The sequence below is a fragment of the Staphylococcus sp. GW821-FHT11H10 genome (assembly GCF_058807855.1).
Genome location: NZ_JBXARC010000003.1, coordinates 90,976 through 114,939 on the forward strand (window position 1 = coordinate 90,976; position 23,964 = coordinate 114,939).

General features: G+C 35.7%; 21 protein-coding genes and 1 pseudogene. 5 read left to right on the top strand and 17 right to left on the bottom strand.

Annotation, left to right across the window (positions count from 1 at the left end):
- Positions 1 to 116 precede the first annotated feature (116 nt).
- Positions 117 to 305, top strand: coding sequence for a hypothetical protein (locus tag AC1RRU_RS02975; protein WP_016930562.1), 189 nt, complete (start codon positions 117 to 119; stop codon positions 303 to 305).
- Between the two features lie 287 nt (positions 306 to 592).
- Here AC1RRU_RS02975 and rarD read toward each other — a convergent pair whose 3' ends face one another.
- A complete protein-coding gene (gene rarD, locus AC1RRU_RS02980; RefSeq protein WP_016930561.1) occupies positions 593 to 1,498 on the bottom strand; it encodes an EamA family transporter RarD in 906 nt (301 codons plus the stop codon).
- A 247-nt stretch (positions 1,499 to 1,745) separates the two neighbouring features.
- Positions 1,746 to 1,961: a zinc ribbon domain-containing protein gene (locus AC1RRU_RS02985; RefSeq protein WP_037537490.1), complete on the bottom strand. Its 216-nt coding sequence runs from the start codon at positions 1,959 to 1,961 to the stop codon at positions 1,746 to 1,748.
- A gap of 334 nt (positions 1,962 to 2,295) precedes the next feature.
- Here AC1RRU_RS02985 and mtlA point away from each other — a divergent pair.
- A pseudogene (mtlA, locus tag AC1RRU_RS02990) lies at positions 2,296 to 3,330 on the top strand (mannitol-specific PTS transporter subunit IIC); the annotation flags it as partial.
- Positions 3,331 to 3,939: 609 nt separating this feature from the next.
- Here mtlA and AC1RRU_RS02995 read toward each other — a convergent pair.
- The 10 genes from AC1RRU_RS02995 to AC1RRU_RS03040 all read right to left on the bottom strand — a co-directional run bounded on the left by AC1RRU_RS02995 (position 3,940) and on the right by AC1RRU_RS03040 (position 14,255).
- Complete coding sequence (locus AC1RRU_RS02995; protein ID WP_037537486.1) at positions 3,940 to 4,713, bottom strand: membrane protein; 774 nt, start codon at positions 4,711 to 4,713, stop codon at positions 3,940 to 3,942.
- Entirely contained in the window at positions 4,703 to 5,041 is a 339-nt protein-coding gene (locus tag AC1RRU_RS03000) for a PadR family transcriptional regulator (protein WP_016930553.1), read from the bottom strand. Before AC1RRU_RS03000 ends, AC1RRU_RS02995 begins: the two co-directional genes overlap by 11 nt.
- 301 nt (positions 5,042 to 5,342) lie before the next feature.
- Complete coding sequence (gene lpdA, locus AC1RRU_RS03005) at positions 5,343 to 6,704, bottom strand: dihydrolipoyl dehydrogenase (RefSeq protein ID WP_053020130.1); 1,362 nt, start codon at positions 6,702 to 6,704, stop codon at positions 5,343 to 5,345.
- A gap of 280 nt (positions 6,705 to 6,984) precedes the next feature.
- The gene (locus AC1RRU_RS03010; RefSeq protein ID WP_011274555.1) at positions 6,985 to 8,283 is read right to left on the bottom strand and encodes a dihydrolipoamide acetyltransferase family protein; all 1,299 of its coding nucleotides are present in this window, start codon (positions 8,281 to 8,283) and stop codon (positions 6,985 to 6,987) included.
- Positions 8,284 to 8,301: 18 nt separating this feature from the next.
- Positions 8,302 to 9,342, bottom strand: coding sequence for an alpha-ketoacid dehydrogenase subunit beta (locus tag AC1RRU_RS03015; protein ID WP_011274554.1), 1,041 nt, complete (start codon positions 9,340 to 9,342; stop codon positions 8,302 to 8,304).
- A 15-nt stretch (positions 9,343 to 9,357) separates the two neighbouring features.
- Positions 9,358 to 10,305 (bottom strand): thiamine pyrophosphate-dependent dehydrogenase E1 component subunit alpha, encoded by a 948-nt coding sequence (locus AC1RRU_RS03020; RefSeq protein ID WP_011274553.1) that lies wholly within the window; start codon positions 10,303 to 10,305, stop codon positions 9,358 to 9,360.
- 38 nt (positions 10,306 to 10,343) lie between these two features.
- On the bottom strand, positions 10,344 to 11,696 hold the full coding sequence (gene lpdA, locus AC1RRU_RS03025; RefSeq protein ID WP_053016184.1) for a dihydrolipoyl dehydrogenase: 1,353 nt from the start codon (positions 11,694 to 11,696) through the stop codon (positions 10,344 to 10,346).
- A gap of 274 nt (positions 11,697 to 11,970) precedes the next feature.
- Positions 11,971 to 12,378, bottom strand: coding sequence for a carboxymuconolactone decarboxylase family protein (locus tag AC1RRU_RS03030; RefSeq protein ID WP_011274551.1), 408 nt, complete (start codon positions 12,376 to 12,378; stop codon positions 11,971 to 11,973).
- A 14-nt stretch (positions 12,379 to 12,392) separates the two neighbouring features.
- The gene (locus AC1RRU_RS03035; protein ID WP_049426612.1) at positions 12,393 to 13,589 is read right to left on the bottom strand and encodes a 3M3SH-releasing C-S lyase; all 1,197 of its coding nucleotides are present in this window, start codon (positions 13,587 to 13,589) and stop codon (positions 12,393 to 12,395) included.
- Positions 13,590 to 13,742: 153 nt separating this feature from the next.
- Positions 13,743 to 14,255 (bottom strand): DUF308 domain-containing protein, encoded by a 513-nt coding sequence (locus tag AC1RRU_RS03040; protein ID WP_049394793.1) that lies wholly within the window; start codon positions 14,253 to 14,255, stop codon positions 13,743 to 13,745.
- 186 nt (positions 14,256 to 14,441) lie between these two features.
- Between AC1RRU_RS03040 and AC1RRU_RS03045 the strand changes: the two genes are divergently transcribed.
- Complete coding sequence (locus tag AC1RRU_RS03045) at positions 14,442 to 15,128, top strand: type 1 glutamine amidotransferase domain-containing protein (RefSeq protein ID WP_493196437.1); 687 nt, start codon at positions 14,442 to 14,444, stop codon at positions 15,126 to 15,128.
- A gap of 105 nt (positions 15,129 to 15,233) precedes the next feature.
- Here the strand turns inward: AC1RRU_RS03045 and AC1RRU_RS03050 are convergent, their stop codons facing one another.
- The 4 genes from AC1RRU_RS03050 to AC1RRU_RS03065 all read right to left on the bottom strand — a co-directional run bounded on the left by AC1RRU_RS03050 (position 15,234) and on the right by AC1RRU_RS03065 (position 19,839).
- Positions 15,234 to 16,577: a dihydrolipoyl dehydrogenase family protein gene (locus AC1RRU_RS03050; RefSeq protein WP_049426611.1), complete on the bottom strand. Its 1,344-nt coding sequence runs from the start codon at positions 16,575 to 16,577 to the stop codon at positions 15,234 to 15,236.
- Between the two features lie 16 nt (positions 16,578 to 16,593).
- Positions 16,594 to 17,034 (bottom strand): MarR family winged helix-turn-helix transcriptional regulator, encoded by a 441-nt coding sequence (locus AC1RRU_RS03055; protein WP_011274545.1) that lies wholly within the window; start codon positions 17,032 to 17,034, stop codon positions 16,594 to 16,596.
- A gap of 179 nt (positions 17,035 to 17,213) precedes the next feature.
- Positions 17,214 to 18,287 carry an NAD(P)-dependent alcohol dehydrogenase gene (locus AC1RRU_RS03060; protein WP_070855341.1) on the bottom strand — a complete coding sequence of 358 codons (1,074 nt, stop codon included), beginning with the start codon at positions 18,285 to 18,287 and terminating at the stop codon, positions 17,214 to 17,216.
- A gap of 169 nt (positions 18,288 to 18,456) precedes the next feature.
- Positions 18,457 to 19,839 carry an NAD-dependent succinate-semialdehyde dehydrogenase gene (locus AC1RRU_RS03065; protein ID WP_011274543.1) on the bottom strand — a complete coding sequence of 461 codons (1,383 nt, stop codon included), beginning with the start codon at positions 19,837 to 19,839 and terminating at the stop codon, positions 18,457 to 18,459.
- A 161-nt stretch (positions 19,840 to 20,000) separates the two neighbouring features.
- Between AC1RRU_RS03065 and AC1RRU_RS03070 the strand changes: the two genes are divergently transcribed.
- Together AC1RRU_RS03070 and AC1RRU_RS03075 are read left to right on the top strand one after the other, a co-directional pair.
- The gene (locus AC1RRU_RS03070; protein ID WP_493196438.1) at positions 20,001 to 21,659 is read left to right on the top strand and encodes an FAD-binding dehydrogenase; all 1,659 of its coding nucleotides are present in this window, start codon (positions 20,001 to 20,003) and stop codon (positions 21,657 to 21,659) included.
- Between the two features lie 150 nt (positions 21,660 to 21,809).
- Positions 21,810 to 22,205: a hypothetical protein gene (locus AC1RRU_RS03075; protein ID WP_049426106.1), complete on the top strand. Its 396-nt coding sequence runs from the start codon at positions 21,810 to 21,812 to the stop codon at positions 22,203 to 22,205.
- A gap of 52 nt (positions 22,206 to 22,257) precedes the next feature.
- Here the strand turns inward: AC1RRU_RS03075 and AC1RRU_RS03080 are convergent, their stop codons facing one another.
- Positions 22,258 to 23,961: an ABC-ATPase domain-containing protein gene (locus AC1RRU_RS03080; RefSeq protein ID WP_053021978.1), complete on the bottom strand. Its 1,704-nt coding sequence runs from the start codon at positions 23,959 to 23,961 to the stop codon at positions 22,258 to 22,260.
- Between the last annotated feature and the right edge of the window lie 3 nt (positions 23,962 to 23,964).

Here is a 23,964-nt window from a genome sequence, read left to right on the forward strand (position 1 = left end):
AATAGTAACTATAATATATAAATCATTCATTATTATACCATAATATATGTAATTACTTTCGTTATTTTTATAAATATAAATTTTTATATTTACTACAATTTAAAGGGGTTAATAAAGTGAAAAAGTTAATTTTAGTTTTCAACAGTGTCTTATGTTTAATATTTTTCTTTAAATATAGACAACTTAAGAAAGATCACCATTTTTACTTAACAAACATTGAATCTGAAGATGATAAATTGAATGAAATGGGCATGTATAAAGATAAAGATGGAAATATTTATCCAATAGAAGAGGCAATTGAATGAATCAAACAGTTTAATTAATCTCACTTATACATAACTAAGTTTTGAAGATTATTAATTTTTATTCAGAAAAAAGGGAGCTGAACAGAATTCATATTGAATTCGTCGTCCACTCCCAGCTTGCTTTGCTTGTAGAATTTCTTGATGAAATTCTCTTTGCTGGGGCCCCGCCCGCAAGGATGACTAGAACTGAGAAAAGCTTAATTTAGGCGCCTTCTCAGTTCAGTCAGCTACTGCGAATTTGCAAAATAGCATCATTATATTATTTATGTCCCAAGCCTTATTGTAAATTATTCAGGTCTAGGGTTACGTTTCATTTTCACGTATTGAGAAATACTGTACAATACGATACCGAACCAAATGAGAGCGAATGTAACCAATTGTTGCGCATCAAAATGTTCTTTAAATGCGAAGATGCCTAAAAAGAACATGATTGTTGGACCAACGTATTGAATGAATCCTGTTAGAGATAACGGAATACGTTTGGCACCGGCTGAGAATAAGATTAATGGAATGGCAGTTACTGCACCTGAGAACATCAACCAGAATGTGTCCATATTCAAACCTACTGATGATGTTCCAGTGTTCCATAAATAAATCATATATATTAATCCGGCTGGCGCTGTAACGATACATTCAATCGCGATACTGCTTATGGCTTCAATTTTAACAATCTTCTTCAACAAGCCATAAATACCGAATGAGAATGCTAACATTAATGAGATGACTGGGAATTCTCCAACGCGAATCGTCATATACAGAACTCCGATTGTCGCAAAGATGATTGCTAACGTTTCAAATTTATTGAATCTTTCTTTTAGGAAGATGAACGCTAATAATATACTTACTAATGGGTTAATATAATAACCTAAACTAGATTGAAGTACGTGTCCATTTGACACAGCCCAGATGAACGTTCCCCAGTTAATTGTGATCACATAACCAGCAATAATAATGACGATTAGTTCAATTGGATGTGAGAATAAATGTTTTAAATCACGTTTGAACGTTTGTGATTTCTTTAAAACTACGATCATTAGTATCATAAAGATCATAGATAATACAATGCGGTAAGCTAAGATTTCAAATGCACTAACGCCACCAATTAATTTCCAATAAATTGGCAAGATACCCCATAATACATAAGCACCTAACGCATATAGAATCCCTTTTTTAAATTCAGTATTGGAATTCATCCTAACCCTCCTAACGATATAACCCTGGAAATATGTTTTAATTAATAAAACTATGGTACCAATAGTTAAGAAAGTTAGGTATATAAACTGCTCAAATTATTCAAATTCTTAGTAATTTAGGTTGAATTTATTTGAATTTAGACATCCGCACCTCTAACATCACACAACCCGAAGTCTCCCTTTTACCAAACAAAAAAGAACCAGCGCCTAGAAAGTCGCTGATTCTGACATAAATATTGATATTCAATTATCCACCAAAGAATAAATCGACAATATCACTCGTTCTATTATTATTTGTTTTATAAAATTCTGTATAGCCACAATTTTTACAAGTTATTGTTTTAAAGTTGTTATGCTGCACATCAAACATCTTAGATAGTCCAGATCCTGTTGCTGATAATGTTCCCTCTTCCACTTCCGTATGTCCACATTTCACACATCCGTTTCCTGTATTTCCAGTCATAAACAACACTCCTTATATTGTTTCTTACTTGTTCTATAACCTGTTTCCTATCATTTAATCTTTAAATAAGTAATAACTTATTGCGCATTTAAAATATAACTAATGACATTTTTTCATTGCCATATTCAAACATTTTCAATGGAATTTCTCACATAATTATCATAAGTAGAAGGTTCTTACATTGGACTTTGATATAGTTCCGCGACTCTCTCCATGACCTTGTCACACCGTTGTCACAATTACTGTGACAAAGTCGCATTTTCTTTGTGTTGTAGACGCTTTCTTGTGCCATTACAATTGAATTATCAAATCAGAATAAAAAAAAGGTGTAGTTATGGCTCAAACAGAGACACAAGAGAAAAAAGGTCTCGGCCGTAAAGTTCAAGCGTTTGGTTCATTCCTTAGTAGTATGATTATGCCAAACATCGGTGCTTTTATCGCATGGGGCTTTATTGCTGCGATTTTCATTGATAATGGTTGGTATCCTAACAAAGAATTATCTCAATTAGCAGGACCAATAATCACGTACTTAATTCCATTACTTATCGCATTTAGTGGTGGTCGTTTAATTCACGACTTACGTGGTGGTATCGTTGCAGCGACAGCAACTATGGGGGTTATTGTTGCATTACCAGATACACCAATGTTACTTGGTGCAATGATTATGGGACCACTTGTTGGTTGGTTAATGAAGAAAGTTGACCAATTCTTACAACCTAGAACACCACAAGGCTTTGAAATGTTATTCAACAACTTCTCAGCAGGTATTCTAGCATTCATTATGACAATCCTTGGCTTCAAACTATTGGCGCCAATTATGCAATTCATCATGCACATCTTATCTGTAGCAGTTGAATTCTTAGTACACTTACACTTATTACCAATCGTAAGTATCATCGTAGAACCAGCTAAAATTTTATTCCTTAACAACGCGATTAACCATGGTGTATTCACACCTCTTGGTACTGACCAAGCAGCAAGTGCAGGTCAATCAATTTTATTCGCAATCGAATCAAACCCTGGACCAGGTATCGGTATCTTATTAGCGTACATGATCTTCGGTAAAGGCACAGCGAAAGCAACTTCATATGGTGCAGGTATCATCCACTTCTTCGGTGGTATTCATGAAATTTACTTCCCATATGTATTAATGCGTCCATTATTATTCATCGCTGTTATTTTAGGTGGTATGACTGGCGTAGCAACTTACCAAGCAACTGGTTTCGGATTCAAGAGTCCAGCTTCACCAGGTTCATTCATCGTGTATTGTTTAAATGCACCTAAAGGTGAATTCTTACACATGGTATTAGGCGTATTCTTAGCAGCACTTATTTCATTCGTAGTTGCAACATTAATTATGAAATTAACTTATGTAATTTTTAAAATTTGAATTGTATTCTTTGTCTAATTCTAAATTACTCAATTTTATTATGTGGTTATTTATATTTTCTTGGCTGCTACTCAATCTATTAATGTTTAATATCTTTAATTCTTCTATATTGCTAAGCAATAATACTTTTTCTCTAATAAACTTATTTTCTTCTTTTAATATACATATTAATGTATTAACTTTTTCTTTTTAATCAGTCATATTATAATCCTCTATTAGATATTAAATTAGTAACATAATATAATTATACATGGATTTATAATAAAATATGTCATAAAAATATGTGATTTTAATTTAACTTCAAAAATTCAAATTGTAGAAACGTATATATTTTAATTGAAAGAAAGGTATAAGTTTTTTGCTATCTAACTTTAAATTAGTATATATTAAGTTTACATAATGTTTTATATTGTTTTGGTTCCATCTCCTAACTATTTTTTAGCTAATTGATTTTCAATAAAAAGTTAAATCTCATTCAAAGTTTCAGTAAGACGTGATTTAGCTCTTAGTTAATATTTATATTAAAGGTTATATTATTTCTATTTTCGTTTCGTAATATAATAGTTCGTATTTTAAACTTTCCTCTAACTAACGCTTTTTCTTTTTTCGATTTGTATAATAAGCATGACCGAAGAATGCGATGTTCATTCCAATAATCAACACGATGTAAAGTACAAGTGATATTGTTAAAAATTGCTCGTTAGAATGGCTATGTGCTTTAAAGATTTGTCCTATTATATTAGGTAAGCAAACGATAAATAATACAAGTGCAAATAGTTTTTGTTTAACTATGAAACATAGTAACATGACGATTGCTAATAATATGAGCCCAGTAATGATGCTTTGGGTTTGATTTAGTGTCACAAGTGTATATATTGGATATCTTTTAGCAATAAACGTACTTAAAACCATCAGTGAGAAAAGAACTACTCCCCCTATGAATGCATAGACATACACACGTTTAGCATCGCCATATTTCATAATAGCTTTTTTTATTAAAAATAATGGCACGACAACACTTATTACGAAGATAAAGATTGTATTTAAAATATATCCTAATGTGATCGTAAATTCATTTTCAAAGAAATCTGGAATTGTGAATATCGCAAACATAAAGAGTACGAAGTACGTTAAATATTTAGGTAACCCTTTGGTAAAACTCATTTCTTTAGAAAAGTTGTCGGCATAATCTTTAACTGGTGTGTTTAAAATATTACTAACATCATCACCATTCGCTTCTGCCATTTCAAAGTGATCTTGCAATTCATCTCCAATAGCGTGTACTTCATCTTCATCCTTACCTCTAAACATTAATTCTGCCTTTAATTTAAATATATAGTCCTCTTGTTCTTTAGTCATCATATTCATCACTCCCGAATAAGTTATTCATTCCTGAGTTAAGATAACTCCATTTCTCTTTGAATCGTTCTAACTCTTCTTGTCCACTTTCAGAAATCGTATAATACTTCCGCTTAGGTCCACCGTTATCCGATTTGCGCGTGGTTGTGTGAACATAGCCTTTCTTGCTTAACCTAAGCAATACAGGATAAATACTACCATCGCTAATTTCAGGAAATTGGTTTTCTTTTAATTTCTCTAAAATTTCATAGCCATACGTCTCGCCCTTAGCTATAAGTCCAAGTATTGCACCATCTAAAAGCCCCTTCATCATTTGATTAGATACTGACATGTCATCACCTTTTATTAACTATCTTATAATATAAGATAGTGTATTTTAATAAATAAGTCAACTATCTTACTATAAAAGATAGTAGTTACTTAATGGTTTAATCGCTACGTTAATTAACGAGTTACATAAATGACACATTAAAACCCCCAGCAACTTTGACGCGCCTGGGGGATTTTTCATGCTAGTAACTTATATATTATAATTCGTTTTGTATAATTTATAATCAAATCGCTAATGTGTTAAAAGGTATAGATTATCAATGTATTTTACTAAGACTTTAAAAGATCATAATCGATCTTACTTATTGATATATTGCTTTTCCAAAAGATGCATCTGCACTTTCACCAATCACTTCCGATAGAGAAGGATGTGGTTGTATAATTTGAGAAATATCGTTTAATGTACCGCCCGAAACCTTAATGCCTAAGATTTCACTAATTAAATCTGTCGCATGAGGTCCAACGACAAACCCACCTAAAATCTTACCATCTTGCTTATTCGCTACTATTTTAACCATTCCTTGTGTTTCACCTTTTAAGATTGCTTTAGGATTCTTCTGAAAAGGTGCAGTCGTCACTTCAACCTCATAACCCGCTTCTTGTGCTTGTAATTCTGATAAACCTACTGACGCAGATTCCAATCTTGTATAAATACATCTTGGTATATCCTCTTGATTAATCGTCTCTGATTGTTTGCCTGCAATATATTCTGCCACATATTTACCGTGTGCACTTGCAGTATGTGCTAACTGATAGCCTGGCACTAAATCACCAATCGCATAGACGTGTGCGTAACTAGTTTCATAATGTTCATTAACTTGTAAACATTTGCCATTTTGTTCTAAATTAAGTGCCTTAGCTACATGAACATTAGGTTGTCGTCCTGTCGCAAAGAGTAATGTCTCGTATGGTATTTCCTTAGGACCATCTTTTCCATCAATTTCCAAAGTCTTGGCATTTACTTTCTTAGTTTCTGAATTGGTGATGATGTTAACACCTTGTTGTTTCAAATAGGTTGATAGATGGTCACGTATTTCTTTAATTTCACTAGATAGGATGCTATCGCCCTTTTCCAAAATCGTAACATCTACGTCTAAATCAGCCATTGATGAGGCTATTTCCGAGGCAATAACGCCACCGCCAATAATCACAAGTTGTTTCGGCAGCTGTTCCATGTCGAAAAATGTATCAGCTATTTCAAAGTGCGCTTTGTCTAGCCCTTCGATTGGTGGTACGAATGGCTTTGTTCCTGTCGCTAAAATAATATCTTTCGCCGTATAGATGGCCTGATCAACTTGAACTTTCAATCCTTCAAGAACTTCTGCTTCCCCTTCAATAAAATCAACGTTGTGTTGTCTTAATGCGTCTCGAACATCATCAGTCACTGTCTTAACCACTTGATCTTTACGTTTTACGAGACTAGTTACATCAATGTCTATGTGATTCGTTTTAATTCCCCAATTGTTTGCAGAATTAATATCTCTCATTTTAGCACCATATTCTAAAAATATCTTCGACGGTATACAACCTACATTGAGGCATACACCACCAACGTGCTGTTTCTCAACAATCGCTACATTTTTGCCTAGTTGTGCTGCTCGAATTGCTGCGACATAACCTCCAGGTCCTGCTCCAATAACGATCAAATCATACGATTTAGACATCATTTGTACCCCTTTCACCTTTGAAGTTGTTTTCATCCCTTGATAACGTTTGTTATGAACATAATCACTCGTTTTTTGTAAGCGCTTTTATACCCTTTCAATTTTATATTAGAGTTATATTTTTATAATTTCAAATAAACGTAAGTGACAGAATTTTCACTTTTTCAATAAAGCGACTTTGTGTTGTGCGACATGATTGGAAATGTAGTTTGAAGCATGAAAAGACCCCCAGCACTGTTTAGTGTACTGAGGGCCTTAATCAAATTAAATATATTTGTTATTAAAGAATTAAGAGATATGGATTTTCAATATATTTAGCTAATACTTTTAAGAAATCGGCAGCGCTCGCACCATCAAGAATTTGATGATCAAACGTTAAGCTTAACGGTATACGTGATACTTGTTTAACACTATCTCCTTCAAGTACAACTTCTTTAGAAAGTGCACCTACACCTAGTATTCCTGTTTCACTCAGGTTAAGAATTGGTGTGAAATATTCGATGCCACTCGTACCCATGTTGGTGATTGTGAATGTAGCACCTGACAGTTTAACATCATTTGTATTACCATCACGTACCGCTTCTGCTGAAGATTTAATCTCTTTAGCTAAAGCACCAATACTTTTAGTGTCTGCATTATTTATAACTGGTACCATTAACCCTTCGTCGAGTGACGTTGCCACACCTAAATGAACATCATCATATTCTGTAAGTTGACCATTTTCATATCGAGCATTCATTGCACCATAATCTTTAAGTGCTAAGACGATGGCTTTAGCTAGCAATGCTGTGACAGTCAATTTAGTATCTTGATTTGCATTCTCAAGTTCAGCTGATAGTTTGTTTTTGAAATCTAACAAACGGTCAGCATCCACTTTACGATGTAATGTGAGTTGTGCTGTTTCGCCCAAGCTTTGACGCATATTCTGTGCTATACGCTTACGCATTGGATTTAGTCCTTCACCGACATTAGCACTGTTAAATTTAGTGTTCTTATCCTCTTTAGATTGCATATCCTCATTTTTTGCTTCAATATCATATCCTTGCTCTTCTACACGTTGAATATCTAATTTTGTTATACGATTATTACCACCTGTACCTTGAATTCTAGTGATATCAAAGTTTTTATCCTCCGCCATCTTGCGTGCAAGTGGTGATATAAAGATACGTTTACCATTTTGGGGTTCAACATTATTAGACTTATTTGTATCTTCATCATGATTACTATCATCTTCATTTACAGAAGTTGTATCGCTCGTTTGTTGTTCTTCATTTTCTGAATGTGAGTTATTTTGTTCTTCGTTTTCAGATTCAGTCGTACTACTTGATTCAGTACTTTCGCCTTCGTCTCCAATAATACCAAGTACAGATTTAACTTCAGTTTCTTCTCCGGCTTGAACTTTAATTTCGAGTAATGTACCACTAGCTGGCGCTTCAACGTCTTGAGTCAATTTCTCAGAACTAATCGTACATATACTTTCACCTTGTTCAACCACATCTCCCTCTGCTTTAAACCACTCTTCGACTGTTCCTTCTTTCATTGTCATACCGAGTTTTGGCATAATAATATTTTCGCTCATCGTTCAACACCTCCTTGCCTATGAATTAACTTGTTTCAGGTCTTCAATTAGTTCAGATGCGACATCTAATACTTTATCTACGTTTGGTATATAGGCTTGTTCAAGGTTTGCTGCGAATGGAACTGGTGTATCCGGTGCAGTGACTTTCTTGATTGGTCCATCTAAATAATCAAAACCGATATCACCAATAACAGATGCAACATCTCCTGCTACATTACATTGTGGATTTGATTCATCAATTACAATTAAACGACCTGTCTTCTTCACTGATTCTAGAACTGTCTCTTCATCCCATGGTGACACAGAGCGTAAATCAATGACTTCAACTGAAACGTTATCTTCTTCTAATTTGTCTGCTGTTTCTTCAGCTACTGCCACCATTTTACCGATTGCTACAATTGTTAAATCATCACCTTCACGCGTCACTTTCGCTTTTCCAATTTCTATTGTATAGGGTTCTTCAGGTACATCACCTTTTTGTCCTAATAACGTTTTATCTTCTGAAAAGACTACTAAGTTATCATCTTGTACTGCTGCCATTAATAAACCTTTAGCATCGTAAGGATTAGAAGGAACGACTACTTTTACACCAGGTATTGCTGCAAACATGTTATACAATGATTGAGAATGTTGTGCCGCTGCGCCTGCACCAGCGCCATGAACTGTACGTACAACTAATGGAATTTTAGCTTTACCACCAAACATGTAACGCATTTTTGCACCTTGGTTCAAAATAGGATCTAAACCGAATCCAATAAAGTCATTGAACATTAATTCTGCAATAGGACGCATACCGGTAGCTGCTGCACCTACAGCAGAGCTGAGTGTAATATGCTCTGCGATTGGTGTGTCAATAACACGATCTCGACTATATTTTTTCGCAAGTCCTTTAGTTACACCAAAAACGCCACCAAATGTATCGTCATCTTTAATATGTTCTACACCTGCACCACCTGAAACGTCCGTACCAATGAGAATAACATTATCATCTTGTTCCATTGATTGATCGATTGCTTCGTTAATTGCACCCATAAATGTTAACTTGCGTTCTTCACTCATAGTTATGACCTCCTTTTAGGCAAATACATCTTCGTGTAATGAATCTACATCTGGTAATTCACTTTCATCTGCATATTTTACTGCATCTTCTACTGCTTGTTCAGCTGCTCGTTCAATTTCATTTAATTCTTCTTCTGTTAACCAACCTTCTTCAAGTGCTTGACGTTTAAAGTCTTCTGTTGCGTTTTTGTCCGCATTACGATCATTTGGTGATTTAACTTTTTGTTCGTCCCCTTCAAAATGACCATATTTACGATACGTGTCACACTCAATTAGCGTAGGGCCTTCACCATTTTTTGCTCGTTCTACAGCTTCTTGCGCTGCTTTATAAACTTCAACGACATCCATGCCATCCACTCTGACACCTGGCATGTTATAAGCTGAAGCACGCTCTGCAATTGTTTCTGAAGCACTGGCATAATCATGTGTTGTACCTTCACCGAATTGGTTGTTTTCACAAACAAAGATAACTGGAAGGTTTAAGATTGAGGCAAAGTTAAGGCCCTCATGGAAATTACCTTCATTGGCTGCACCATCACCAAAGAAACATACAGCAACATTCTTTTTACCTTGATTTCGAATAGAAATACCTGCACCAGTAGCAAGTCCGAAGCCACCACTTACGATACCATTAGCACCGAGCATTCCTTTATCTATTTCTGCAACGTGCATGGAACCACCTTTACCATGACCAAGTCCATCACGTTTACCCATTATCTCCGCCATCATGCCATTAAGGTCACATCCTTTGGCAATTGCATGTCCGTGTCCGCGGTGTGTACTTGTAATATAGTCGTCGTCTTCAAGTTGTGACATTACACCAGTTGCTACAGCTTCTTCGCCTACGTATAAGTGAACAAAACCAGGAATCTTACCGTCACTAAAGATTTTATGCACCTTTTCTTCAAAATATCGAATTTCATTCATCGTTTTATAAATCCAACGTGCTTGTTCTTTTTCCATCGTTAGTTCCTCCTATCATTCATTGATTTGTTCTGTTATCACATATGAATGGCTTTTCCAAAGTATGCATCCGCGCTCTCGCCAATTGCTTCGGATAGAGAAGGATGTGGTTGAATGATGTTAGATAACTCATTCATTGTACCTTCTGAAGCTTTGACACCTAATATTTCACTGATTAAATCTGTAGCATGTGGACCAACAATAAAAGCACCCAAAACCTCTCCATATGCTTTATCAGTCACAATTTTAATAAAGCCTTGTGCTTCTCCTTTTACGAGTGCCTTTGCATTTCCTTGAAAAGAAGATTGTGTAACAGATACGTCATAACCCGCTTCTTTAGCTTGAGACTCAGATAAACCAACTGATGCTGCTTCAAGACGAGTATAAATACAACGTGTAATATTGTTTGGAGATACTGGCGTTGGTTTTAATCCAGCCAAAGTTTCAACAACATGTAATCCATGTGCACTCGCTGAATGTGCAAGTTGATAACCCTTAACAAGGTCTCCAATAGCATATACATGATTAATTGTTGTTTGATAATGTTCATCGACTTGTACAAATTTACCATCCATATCGATATCTAGATCTTCAGCTACCTTGATGTTCGGTTGTCGACCAGTTGCCACTAATAAAGTATCAAATGACACATCTTCATGATTATCCAAAATCACTTTAGAGGTTGTTACTTTAGATATCTTTGCGCCTGTTAAAATTCTTATACTTTGATTCTTCAAATGGTCCTTTAACAGTTCACGTACTTCTTCAATCTCGGTGAGAAGAATATCTTCATTAACTTCAATCATTGTAACCTCGACTCCTAAGTCAGCCATTGAGGATGCTAACTCAGTAGCGATAACACCGCCACCAATAATTGCGAGTTGTTTAGGCAACGTTTCTATATCAAAAAATGTGTCTGTCGTTTCATACTTTATGTCATTTAATCCCTCAATAGGTGGAATAAAAGGTTTACTACCAGTTGCTAGAATAATATCTTTCGCTTGATATGTTTGATTATTAACTTTAACTTCTAAATCTTTTGTTACAGTAGCTTCACCCTTAATGAAAGTAACTTTGTTTTTCTTTAATAATTGCTTCACACCACCTGTGAGCGTGCTAACAATGTGTTGTTTACGTTGCACTAATTTAGAGAAATTCACTTTCATCGCTTGTGTCTCAATTCCCCAATCATTAGCCTTACGTATATCATGTGCTTTCGTTCCATGTTCGAGTAGTGTTTTAGAAGGTATGCAACCTACGTTTAAACAAGTCCCCCCTGCGTTTGTTTTCTCTACAATTCCAACCTTTTGACCTAATTGTGCAGCGCGAATAGCGGCAACATATCCACCAGGTCCTGCACCAACCACAATCAAATCATATGAGTCCGTCATCACTATCACCCACTTCCGTAAGATCATATCGTTGTGCATCCCAAAACATACTGTAAAAACATAGAAATGAGATATGCTATATTCTTAATGTAAGCGTTTTCTCATTTCTTTAAGTACATTTTATACTCATGAGTTTGAATTTTCAAATAATTGTAAAATTAAATTTTTATATACTTATTTCTATTATTTCATATAAGTTTTATAAGATTTGGAAGATTATCTTGCTACTCACTCAAATAAAAAACCCTCTAACCAAGTTGGCTAGAGGGTTGTATTACGGTTGTAATTTCATTATTGCGCCAAAGTTTTGTTGTGCGTTTGTGAATGTAATAAATGCAATGAGTTCAACAATTTCTTCTGTTGTTAAACTGTCTTTAAGTACGTTAATAATATTGTCCGGAATTTGGTCACCCATCTTAATAAACACTTCTGTAAATCCTATGCAAACGGACGATTTTTCATCTTTAAGACTGCCGGTAGGTTGCCCTTTAGCTTTACAGTACTGACAACCGTTCTTTTGCGCTAACATTCTTCTTAACTCTTCTTTTAATTCTTTGTTAAGTGCGCCGTCATTTTCTAACACATCACTTAGCTGTGTCCATGATTGCATTAATTCTTCTTGATGACCTAATAATTTTTGAAAAGGTGTATTACCATTGTTCGAAGACTCTATAATCGACATTTGTTATCTCCTTTTTAAACTAATGCGTCTTTAATCTTTTGCAGTCCTTTTATCATGATTTCACGTGGAACAGCGATGTTTATTCTGATATGTCCTTCTGCGTTATGAACGAATTGTTCTTGTCCTTCAATGATAACGCCGGCGTGTTTGATGAAATATTTAGCGATTGGTTCATCTATGTGTTTTGCTTTAATGTAATAGCTTAGATCAACCCATGCGAGGTAGGTTGCTTCTGGAATTTTAAATTCTGCATGTGGCAGTTCTTGTTCTAAAAATTGTGCTAGGTATTTAAAGTTATCGTCTAGATAATCATTCATAGCAGCTAACCAGTCTTCGCCCTTTTCATAAGCTGCCTGTGTCGCAACGATACTTAATGGATTCTCAGAACTAAAGTGATGTAACTTCCATGTCTTTAATAATCTTCTATTCGGAATAATAAGGTTAGAGAACATTAAGCCTGCTATATTAAATACCTTACTTTGAGACATTGCGGTAACAATCTTATCGTAATCTGGCACTGCTTTAGCAAAAGGTACATGTGTTTGACCGTCACGTTTAATGTCGCAGTGAATTTCATCTGAGATGATCCATACGTCATTATCGACCATAATTTGTCCCAATTGCTTTAATTCATCTTCTGACCATACACGACCTGTTGGATTATGTGGATTAGCAAAGATACATACTTTAATATTTTCTGTTTCCACTTTTTGACGGACATCTTCAAAGTCGATTTCATAGTATCCATTATGATTAATCATAGGAGAATATACCGTCTTAATATTATTTTTATCACAAGCCATTTTAAAAGGACCGTAGCTTGGTGTAAAAATCAACGCTTTATCATCATCGTCACAAATATAGCTTACAAGTTCAATTAACCCTGCAACAATCCCATGAGAAAATACAAGGTGTTCTTGCGGAAATGTATAACCAAATCGTCGTTCTGTCCATGACATAAAAGCCTCATAATAATCTGTGCCAAATATGTTGGTATAACCTAGAATCTTTTTATCGAGTCTGTCTCTTATCGCATCTAACACAACTTCAGGTGTCGCGAAATCCATATCAGCTACCCACATGCGAATCAGTTCATCATGTTCTTCTAAATCTGAAGTATCTGCGTCTCCAAATAAATAGCCTTTATAACCTTCTACATTCATCGCATTAGTAGAACGACGATCTATGATCTCATCAAAATTGTACGTCACATGAATGCCTCCTAGAATCATTGTTTAATAAGTCTTATTGTAATACTTCCCATTTATGAATTCACTTTTTAAGATTTCCACTTCTAAATATAAAAAGTGGGAGAAAGACAAAGAATTCATATAAAATTCTGCCTCTCTCCCTATTCTAAAAATTTACGCAAGTCCATCAATAACGTAAGTCACACCTAGAATTGCAAATGTGATGGCTATCATCGTTGATACTAAAATCATCCCCATCATAGGGTTAAATAGTAAAATAATTCCTAATAGTAAGCCTAAAACGTTAACAATGATAGATAGTCCCTTCAAACGGCTTTGTTTTGAAATGGTCATTAGTCCAATAACTGAACTTACAATAAACCATGCGGCAAACATAAATATGAAGAAGGTTGAACTTGCCCCAACGTTAAATATCACAAGTAGTCCGAATATAATATCAATAATTCCTATGACAACAATTAAGCCTGAACCGCTACCGGCAAGCGCTCTCGCAGCACGGCGGAATAATAGTTGAATCACACCATTAATAAGAATAAACAAGCCAATAAGCCAAGTCAGTGTGTAGAAATTTTTAACAGGATAACTGAAAATGATAACTGCAACAATTAATAGTAACGTTCCCATAATTAAGCTTGACCATTTTAATTTTCCACTGTCTTGTGCCATTAAAATTCCTCCTCTCATTAAAAAATAGTCATTATATCAAGTATATTGAAGTTGCGTTGGACTAACAACGAATACATCTTACATCGTTTTACATGAAACATATTATACTTAATTCACGACCTCTTCAGTTTCTTACTTTTCCGAAAAGGGTAAACTGAACGTAGTATAAAATTAGGAGGCGTATCAATGAATACAAAAAGAGCATTAGTTGTAGTAACAAGTGTAACGAAATATCCTGATATGAATCGTCCAACTGGATTATGGTTTGGTGAGGTTGTTCATTTCGCGGATGTCTTATATAAAAATGGTTATAAAGTACATTATATTAGTCCAGAAGGTGGATATACTGCCATTGACCCTCAAAGTTTACAAGAAGATATGATGACAGATTTAGATTGGAAATATTATCAGAATAAAGACTTTATGACACGTCTTGGTCATACAGTTACACCTGACGCAGTTAAAGCTGAAAATTATGATGTCATTTATTTCGCTGGCGGTCACGGTACAATTTGGGACTTCAAAGATAATGAAGATTTACAAAAGCTAACTCAAGAAATTTATGAAAATAACGATGTTGTTGCTTCTGTTTGCCACGGTGCAATTGGCCTATTAAATGTAAAAGATGCTGAAGGTAAACATATTATCGATGGCAAAACGGTTACTGGCTTCTCAAATAGTGAAGAACAAGCAGCGGGCTTAGCCGACGTTGTTCCTTACCTTACTGAAGATGAACTTAAAAATCGTGGTGCAAACTATGAACAAGGTGATAACTGGACTGAGTTTGCAGTCGCTGATGGTCGCATTATTACTGGCCAAAATCCACAATCTGGTAAAGCCGTAACAGAAAAATTCTTAGAATCACAAAAGTAAAATCATAGACTACCCGCATAGTAAAATTTACAAAGATGCCTACATGATTTGGAACAATAATGCTTTGATTCCAATATGTAGGTATCTTTATTTATCTATATTAAATTACAGCATATTCACTTTTAACATATCAATGACACCGCTAGACGCACCAGGGAAAGCAAAGATTAATTGATTTAAATCTTGTGCTGTCATGCGTTGATTAATAATAAATACGAGTAAATTTATTAAATCAGCTGCATCGACGCCATAAATATCTGCGCCAACAAGTCGTTTCTCTTCATCTAATACGGCATACATTTCTGCATCCGTTTCATTTTTATATTCAAATACCATTTGTTTACCAAACGGAATATGTTTAACTGTGTAACGTTCACTTTGCTCAGCTTCTTGAACACTAACACCAATTTGAGAAAGACGTGGTAACGAGTACAATACTGAAGGAATCGCTGGGTATTGTATTTCATCTTGCGTCATTCCTAAAATGTGAGCCGCTATATAATTTGATTCAAATGTCGCTGTTGGCGTTAATTTAGGTATAGCTTTATCTAAGACATCGCCACTTGCATAAATGTTGCTCACATTTGTTCTTAAATGATCATCTACTGAAATACCTTTCTTACTATATTCTATACCTATTTGTTCTAATCCAATACCTTCTACATTTGGATTTCTACCTGTAGCATCTAAGACATAATCTGTTTCAATCGTTAAGCCAGATTCAGTTGTAACTTTGTATCCATCGCCTGCTGTTTCTACTTTTTGCGTCTCTTCATTAAAGTTGAAATGTACGCCTTCGTCTTCTAATTTTTTAATAAGTTGTGTTACGTGCGTTTGATTAAAACCTTTAAGTGGTTTATCAGAGTGGTGAATCATAGTCACTTCTACGCCTGATTTGATCATTATTGATGCAAATTCCACACTTATTATACCGACACCTATAAATGTCATACGTTTTGGAAGTTCATCCATAGATAAGAAGTCACGACTATCATGAGTTAATTCTTTACCTTCAATATCCAATTTATTACTATGTTGACCTGTCGCAATGACGATATTTTCAGTTTGTAATTCCTCATCGTTCACTGTCACTGTGTGCTCATCTTTAATTACACCAGCCCCCATATAAACATCGATACCTTGTTGCTCAAACATGCCTTTTAACATACCATTCATTGGATTAATCACTTGCTTTTTATAATCCATTAAATTTTCCCAGTTCACATGCAAGTCTTGAGATTGAATAATACCGTTATATTGTGCTGATTCTTCTAACACTTCGTAAGGTCCTTCAAGTAAGATTTTAGCGTTACAACCATAATTTGTACATGTACCTGCAATCGTATCTTTTTCAATAATGGCAACATCTTTACCTGCATGTTTAAGTGTTAGTGCTGCATGCCATGCTGCGTGTCCGCTTCCTATAAATACAACATCGTATTGTTTCATTTAACTCATCCTTTTTTTATTTATTCGTGAGTGCTTTTAAGGACTGTTCTAAATTGCTTAAGACTGCTTTCGTTTCGTTATATTGAGTTTCATCAAATTTTGGAGGTAAACATTGTGCGACTGCCTCAAAGACTGCTTCTTGTTGCTCATGCCCCTTTTGCGTTAAAGAGACGACTAATTGACGTTTATCTGCCTCTGAACGTTGTCGTTTAACCCACCCTGACTGCTCTAATCTCTTTAAAAGTGGGGTCAATGTATTACTTGATAAATCTAACTGTTTACCTACTTCATGTAAGGGTTGATTATCGTGTTCCCATAAAGCGAGTAAAACCAAATACTGAGAATACGTTAATCCAAATGGTTTCAATTGTTGTTCATAAAATTTCGCGAATAAACGACTCACATTATAAGCAGAAAAACAAAGTTGATTTGCGAGTTTCATATCTTCGTTATTCATGGCATCACCTCTTTTCAATCGTGTACGATTAATTAAAGCTTAAACAATCGCGCACGATTAATCAAACAATCTGTTTAAACAGACATAAAATAACCTCCATACCTTTAAATGGTAGGAGGCTATGGGGTAATACATATTTATCTTAACTTTAAGCTATAATAAAGCATATTTTAAATTTATTATTTATCTAAGAAACCGTTTGGGTACACCATTACTTTCAAGGCATCACCTTTACTTGTACGTGTTAATTCCATGGCTTCTTTCGTATCATTTAATTCGAATTGATGTGTGAATAATGAATCAATATCAGCATCTGTTGTACTTAAAATTTGAATGCCTTGTGGGTACGTATTCGCGTATCTGAAGACACCCACAATATTAATTTCATGGTTCGCAATAAATGGCACATTGATTTCGTTCATATCTTCTTGAGGTAAACCAACAATAGCTAAAGTACCGCCATCTTTTAATGAATTTAATGCGCTTCTTAAGGCGATCGGGTTACCTGCTGTTTCGATTGCATAGTTAACACCTTGACCGTCTGTTAATTCTTTAATGCGTTCAACGACGTCTTCATTTTTAATATTTATTGCTGTTGTTGCCCCTAAACGTTTAGCCGCTTCTAAACGATTATCTTCTAAGTCTGAAACGATAATGTTTGTTGCGCCATAGGCTTTAGCAGCTACAACTGCCATTAAACCAACTGGACCCATACCCATAATCACAACAGTTGATCCTGGTTTAATATCCGCACGCTTACATGCTTGTAAACCTACTGAGAATGGTTCAACAAGGGTTGCTTGTTCATAAGTCACTGAGTCTGGTAAATGATAAAGGAAGTCTGCCGGATGGCTTATGTATTCACAGAACGCACCATCGTATGGTGGTGTCGCCATAAATTCCATATGTGGACATAAATTATATTGTCCAGATTTACAATATTCACATTCACGGCAAGGTTCACCTGGTTCGATAGCAACACGATCTCCTACTTTAAAGTCTGTTACTTCATCCCCAACTTGTGCTACCATACCAGCACATTCATGTCCTAATACGATTGGTTTTTCGACTACGAATTCACCAACACGACCATGTGCATAATAGTGAACGTCAGAACCACAAACACCTACTACCATCATCTTGATTAAGACATCTTTAGGTCCTACTTTTGGCATATCTCTTTCGACAATTTCAATATCATAAGGTTCATGCATTAATGCAACGTTCATTTTCTCCGGAATAGTTTCACTCATAAATAACATCCTCCTAAGTTTATGTATCTTTTATTATTCTTTCACTGAAAAAGATGTATGTAAACGATTTCATAAAATTTATATAGTAATTTTAAACAAAAATAATGAATTCACAAGAATTTTTCGATAAAAAATACGCTTCCCTAAAAAGAGAAGCGCACATCATCTACTACATATTACCTATTGATAAATATTTCGTTTCTAAGTATGGTTCGATGCCTTCTGTACCACCTTCACGACCATAACCACTTTCTTTCATACCGCCAAATGGTGCGTGAGCTGCTGATGGACCGCCATCATTCCAACCAATGACACCATAATCAAGTGAGTTATATAGATGGAAGCCAGTACGATAATCATTTGTGAAGAAGTAAGCAGCTAAACCAAATTGTGTATCATTCGCCATTTGAATGGCATCTTCTAGATCTGAGTATGTTGCAATCGGTACGATAGGTCCAAATGTTTCTTCTTGCATTGCAAGCATATCTTGATTCGCATTTGAAACGACGACAGGTTTTAAGAAATTGCCGCCCATTTCTTGTGCTTCGTCTAATGAGCGTGATAATTTAGCGCCCTTAGATTCTGCATCTTTCAATTGATTAACCACTTTCTTCACGCCATCTTCGTTAATCAATGGTCCAATAGTCACGTCTTCATCCATACCATTTCCGACTTTTAATTCATGGACTTTTTGCGTTAATTGTTGAACAAATTCTGCTTCAACCGCTTCGTGAACGTAAACTCGGTTCGCACAAATACAAGTTTGTCCTGCATTACGGAATTTTGAGGCAATTGTTTGATCTACGGCATATTCAATATCCGCATCTTCGTGAACGATTAATGGCGCTAGCCCACCTAGTTCCATTGTGACATTTTCAACTGATTCAGCAGCTTGTGCGATAAGTTTCTTGCCGACATTTGTTGAACCAGTAAATGTAACTTTCTGCATTACAGGATGTTTTGTGAATAATTCACCTGCATCTTTACCAGGCATAATGACATATTGAACGGCATCTTCTGGGATTCCCGCTTCATGCGCCAATTCAATGAGACGAATAGTAGTTAATGGTGTTTGCGTCGCAGGTTTACATACAATCGTACAACCTGCAGCTAATGCTGGCGCAATCTTACGCGTAATCATTGCGGCTGGGAAGTTCCATGGTGTTATTGCTCCCACTACGCCTACTGGGAATTTTTTCACAATAATATTTTTATTAGGTGTATTAGCTGGAATTGTACGTCCGTAAATACGTTTAGCTTCTTCGGCATACCAAGAAACATATGAATTCGCATAATCCACTTCACCTTGTGCCTCTTTTAAAGGTTTACCACCCTCTTTAGTAATCAGTTCTGCCAATTCATCTTTATGTTCATTAATTAAAGAGAACCATTTATACAACTTATCTGCACGTTCATGTGCATCTACTTCTCTCCAAGATTTAAACGCTTTATGCGCTTTCTCAATTTGTTGTTTGGCTGTTGTTTCACTTGTATATTCTAATGTTTCAATTACTTCGTTCGTCGCTGGATTTAAGACTTCTAATGATGCCATATTCATCCACCCCTTTTAGAATTATTGATATAAGTATATACCCGTAGAAATAGATTATCTATCAAACCGTTTTCTATCACTACTAGTTTCACTTTCCTGATATCTACTTTACTTGATAAAATATGTAGACTACATATAACAATTAATATGAGGAGTTTTTTATGAATAAAAAGATATTTGTCATAGGATCTGGTTTAAGTGGTTTAGTTGCATCGACAGAACTATTAAAGAAAGGCTATCACGTAACGATGTTAGATCAAGAACCTCGTCAAGCGATTGGTGGTCAAGCTTATTGGTCATTCGGCGGGCTATTTCTAGTTAACTCAAAGATTCAACAACGCCTAGGCGTTAAGGATTCATACGAACTTGCACTGAATGATTGGTTAGGATCTGCACAATTTGACCGTCCAGATGATGAGGACTATTGGGCGAAACAATGGGCTGAAGCGTACGTGCGATTTGCCACTTTTGAAAAGGAAAACTATCTAAAAGAGATGGGCGTTCGCTTAACACCTATCTTAGGTTGGGCTGAACGTGGTGGCGCATCAGCTTCTGGTCATGGCAACTCTGTACCACGTTTCCATATTACTTGGGGGACAGGTCCTGGATTAGTGGAACCCTTTAGTCGTTTCGTACTTGAAAAAGAACAAGAAGGTCAATTTAAATTCTTGCCACGTCACCAAGTGACTGACATTGGCATCGAACATAATCAAGTCACTCACATTTCTGGCATCATTTTAGAGCCAAGTGACGTTGAACGCGGAGAGAAATCATCTCGTACCGTAATAGATACGTTCCACTACGAGGTCGATGAATTGCTAATTACCTCTGGCGGCATTGGTGCCAACATGCCACTTATTCGAAAATATTGGCCTAAACGTTTAGGCAATCCTCCAAAGACAATGATACAAGGTGTGCCTGATTCAACTGACGGCCACTTGATTCAAGTTACAGAAGATGCCGGTGCCAATATCGTTAATAAAGATCGCATGTGGCATTATACTGAAGGCATTCAAAACCATAGTCCAATTTGGTCTAATCATGGTATTCGTATCATTCCTGGTCCATCATTAATGTGGTTCGATGCGACAGGTAAACGTATGGCTGCACCAGATTACCCTGGATTTGATACATTGCATACGCTAGAGACAATTATGAAGACAGGTTACGATTATTCATGGTTTATTTTAACCGAAGATATCATTAAGAAAGAATTTGTACTTTCTGGCTCTGAACAGAATCCAGATTTAACTGACAAAGATATCAAATTATTACTTCAAGAACGATTAGGTAGTAAGGCAACGTCTCCAGTAGAAGCCTTTATGGATAAGGGACCTGACTTCATACTTGCCGATGATTTAGGCATGCTAGTTCGAAAAATGAATGACTTGGCAGGTAATGACTTACTTAACTATGAAACAATCAAACATGAAATTAAAGCTCGCGACTTACAAATTGATAATCCATTTACTAAAGATCCACAAGTCGCATTTATCAATAATGCACGTCAATTCTTAGGTAATAAACTCGTTCGTACTGCTAAACCTCATAAAATATTAAGTGGAAGAAACGGACGTTTAATAGCCGTAAAATTAAATATTATTAGTCGTAAAACGCTCGGTGGTATTCAAACGAATCTCGATGGGCAAGCACTTAATCCAAGCATGCAACCGATTCAAGGACTATACGCCGCTGGAGAAGCATCTGGTTTTGGTGGTGGCGGTGTTCATGGATATCGTGCATTAGAAGGTACTTTCCTAGGTGGTTGTATCTTTAGTGGTATTCGTGCAGCTGAAGGCATCCACCATCATATACAGTGAATTTCATAAATATACACTTCTAAAATAAAGTATTTTCAAAATGTATATCCCACCACTTTTTATGCATTTTGTTGTAAAATTATATCAAATATTATTTTTTTCAAGTAATAGTTATCAATTTTACAATTTTTTGCAAAAGAAGGTGATGGTATGCCTCGCGATAGCTTGAAATCTTTGAAAAATAAAACTGTAACCGTCATAGGTCGAATTGAACATATTACTATAACACCTAAAGTGAAAATTCCAAACAAGCCTATTTTCTCAAAAATTTTATTAATAGATGTTAATATTGGCGGTCAGTATTTCGATCACGTTTGGGTTTATGCATCAAAGAGATACTTTCATAACCAAGAACCCTTTTTACAACAAGTTGTAAAGTTTAAGTCTAAAGTAACGCCTTATGTTAAACATGGCCAACGTGGTTACGTCGAAGATTATGGTATTGATTATGTCAAAAGCTTAAGCATACTGCCTAATACGTCAATGGAAGAATATGACGAAAGATATTATGATGATATTACTGTAGACTTTTTCTTAACGAATTAAAAGCACATTGCAAAGCTTGATTAACTATCAAGTGCAATGTGCTTTTGTTATTTTATTTTACTTTTAAACCACGATAACGGTTCAATGTTCCGATAAATTCTTGCTTACGAGGAAGCGCTAAATTACCAGGATGTCCATCAAAGTTAGATATCGCTTCGATGCCTTCTTCGTCAATTAAGTCGTACATTTGATTCGTTGCCTCAATAAGACTCTTATGATTATCTATAAGGTGATGTCTAAAGTAATTCATCATAACGGTCAACGCATTGGTTTGACTGTCATCTACTAATTGTTCTAAACCAGATATATCTATTGCATCTTTGCCGTACATCACTGTGTGCAGCCCTTTGGCTTTCATTCGATCGTCTTTTCCTTTTTTAGAGAATGAAGCATTTAAAGGCACACGAGATGGAATCGCACCAAATTGCGTATTTGCCTGTAGGTCACGCTGATATCCATCTGATTGTGCAATGTCTTTCGCCTCAGCAGTCACATCTTTCAAATGATACTCATCCATCATCATGACTTGATCAGCCACGTCAAAATAATCACCAGACCCACCAACAATTAGAATAGTTGAAACTTGATGCGCTTCAAAAAGTGGTCTCACTTTATTAGAAAATGGTGTTATAGGTTCTTTATCAGGCGCAATTAACTTTTGCATACGACCATCACGAATCATAAAGTTCGTCGCCGATGTATCTTCATCAATAAGTAGCGTTGACGTTTGTGCTTCTAATGCTTCCATGACATTAGCTGCTTGTGATGTGCTGCCACTCGCATTGTCAGTTGAAAAGTGCGTTGTATCTTTCTTGCCAGGTAAGTTATCTATAAATGGACTAATGTTAACATTTTGAATTCCACGTCCATCTTCAGCTCGTATCTTCATAGCGTCATGACGTGTAATAACAAATTCACGACCATCATTTGGAATATGATCATAGACACTACGTTCAAGCGCTTCTAATAGGGTCGATTTACCATGATAACCACCACCAACGATCAATGTTATGCCTTCAGGAATAGACATCCCTGTGACTGCCCGACCACTTGGTAAATTGAATGTTGTTTCGAAAGCTTGTGGGCTCGTAAATTGAATGGCACCTTTCATTGGCTCATCGGATACACCGCTTTTTCGTGGTAAAATGGCGTTGTTTGCGACAAAAGCGACTAAGTGTTGTTGTTCAAGTTGATTTCTAATATACGTTTGGTCTAATTTTAAGGTTACTTGATGTTGAAGTGCTTGTTGATCAATATTTTGATACATGATGGCTTGATCTACTATCTTTGGTAAGCCATTTATAAGTGTATGGGCCGCAGCTTTTCCAAGAATCTTACGTCCTGCTGCTGGCATACCAACTTCAATGCGCACTTCAATTTCTTTATCATTAATTACGACTGATGTACGTTCTAACATTTCTTGACCACAATGGTCGATGAAAATTTTACCGTTTTTACCTGAACTTTTAACAGTACGATTAAATGCCGTAGCTTGATGGCCAAATGCTCTAGTTAAGAAATCTGATACTGCAATACGTTTATCTTTCTCATCTAATAAATCACTTGGAATTTTAGCGACATCACGTTGAATGATTAGACGCATTTTTGAAGGTGGCGCAAAAGGATCCACCTGTACATGATCTATTGCTAAGTGAAATTGATCAAAAGCATATATACCTTTCGTTCGTTTATACGCTCCATATTTTTGCCCATCTAACGATTTTAATGTCTTTTCAAGATCTATTGAGCGCTTCATCAT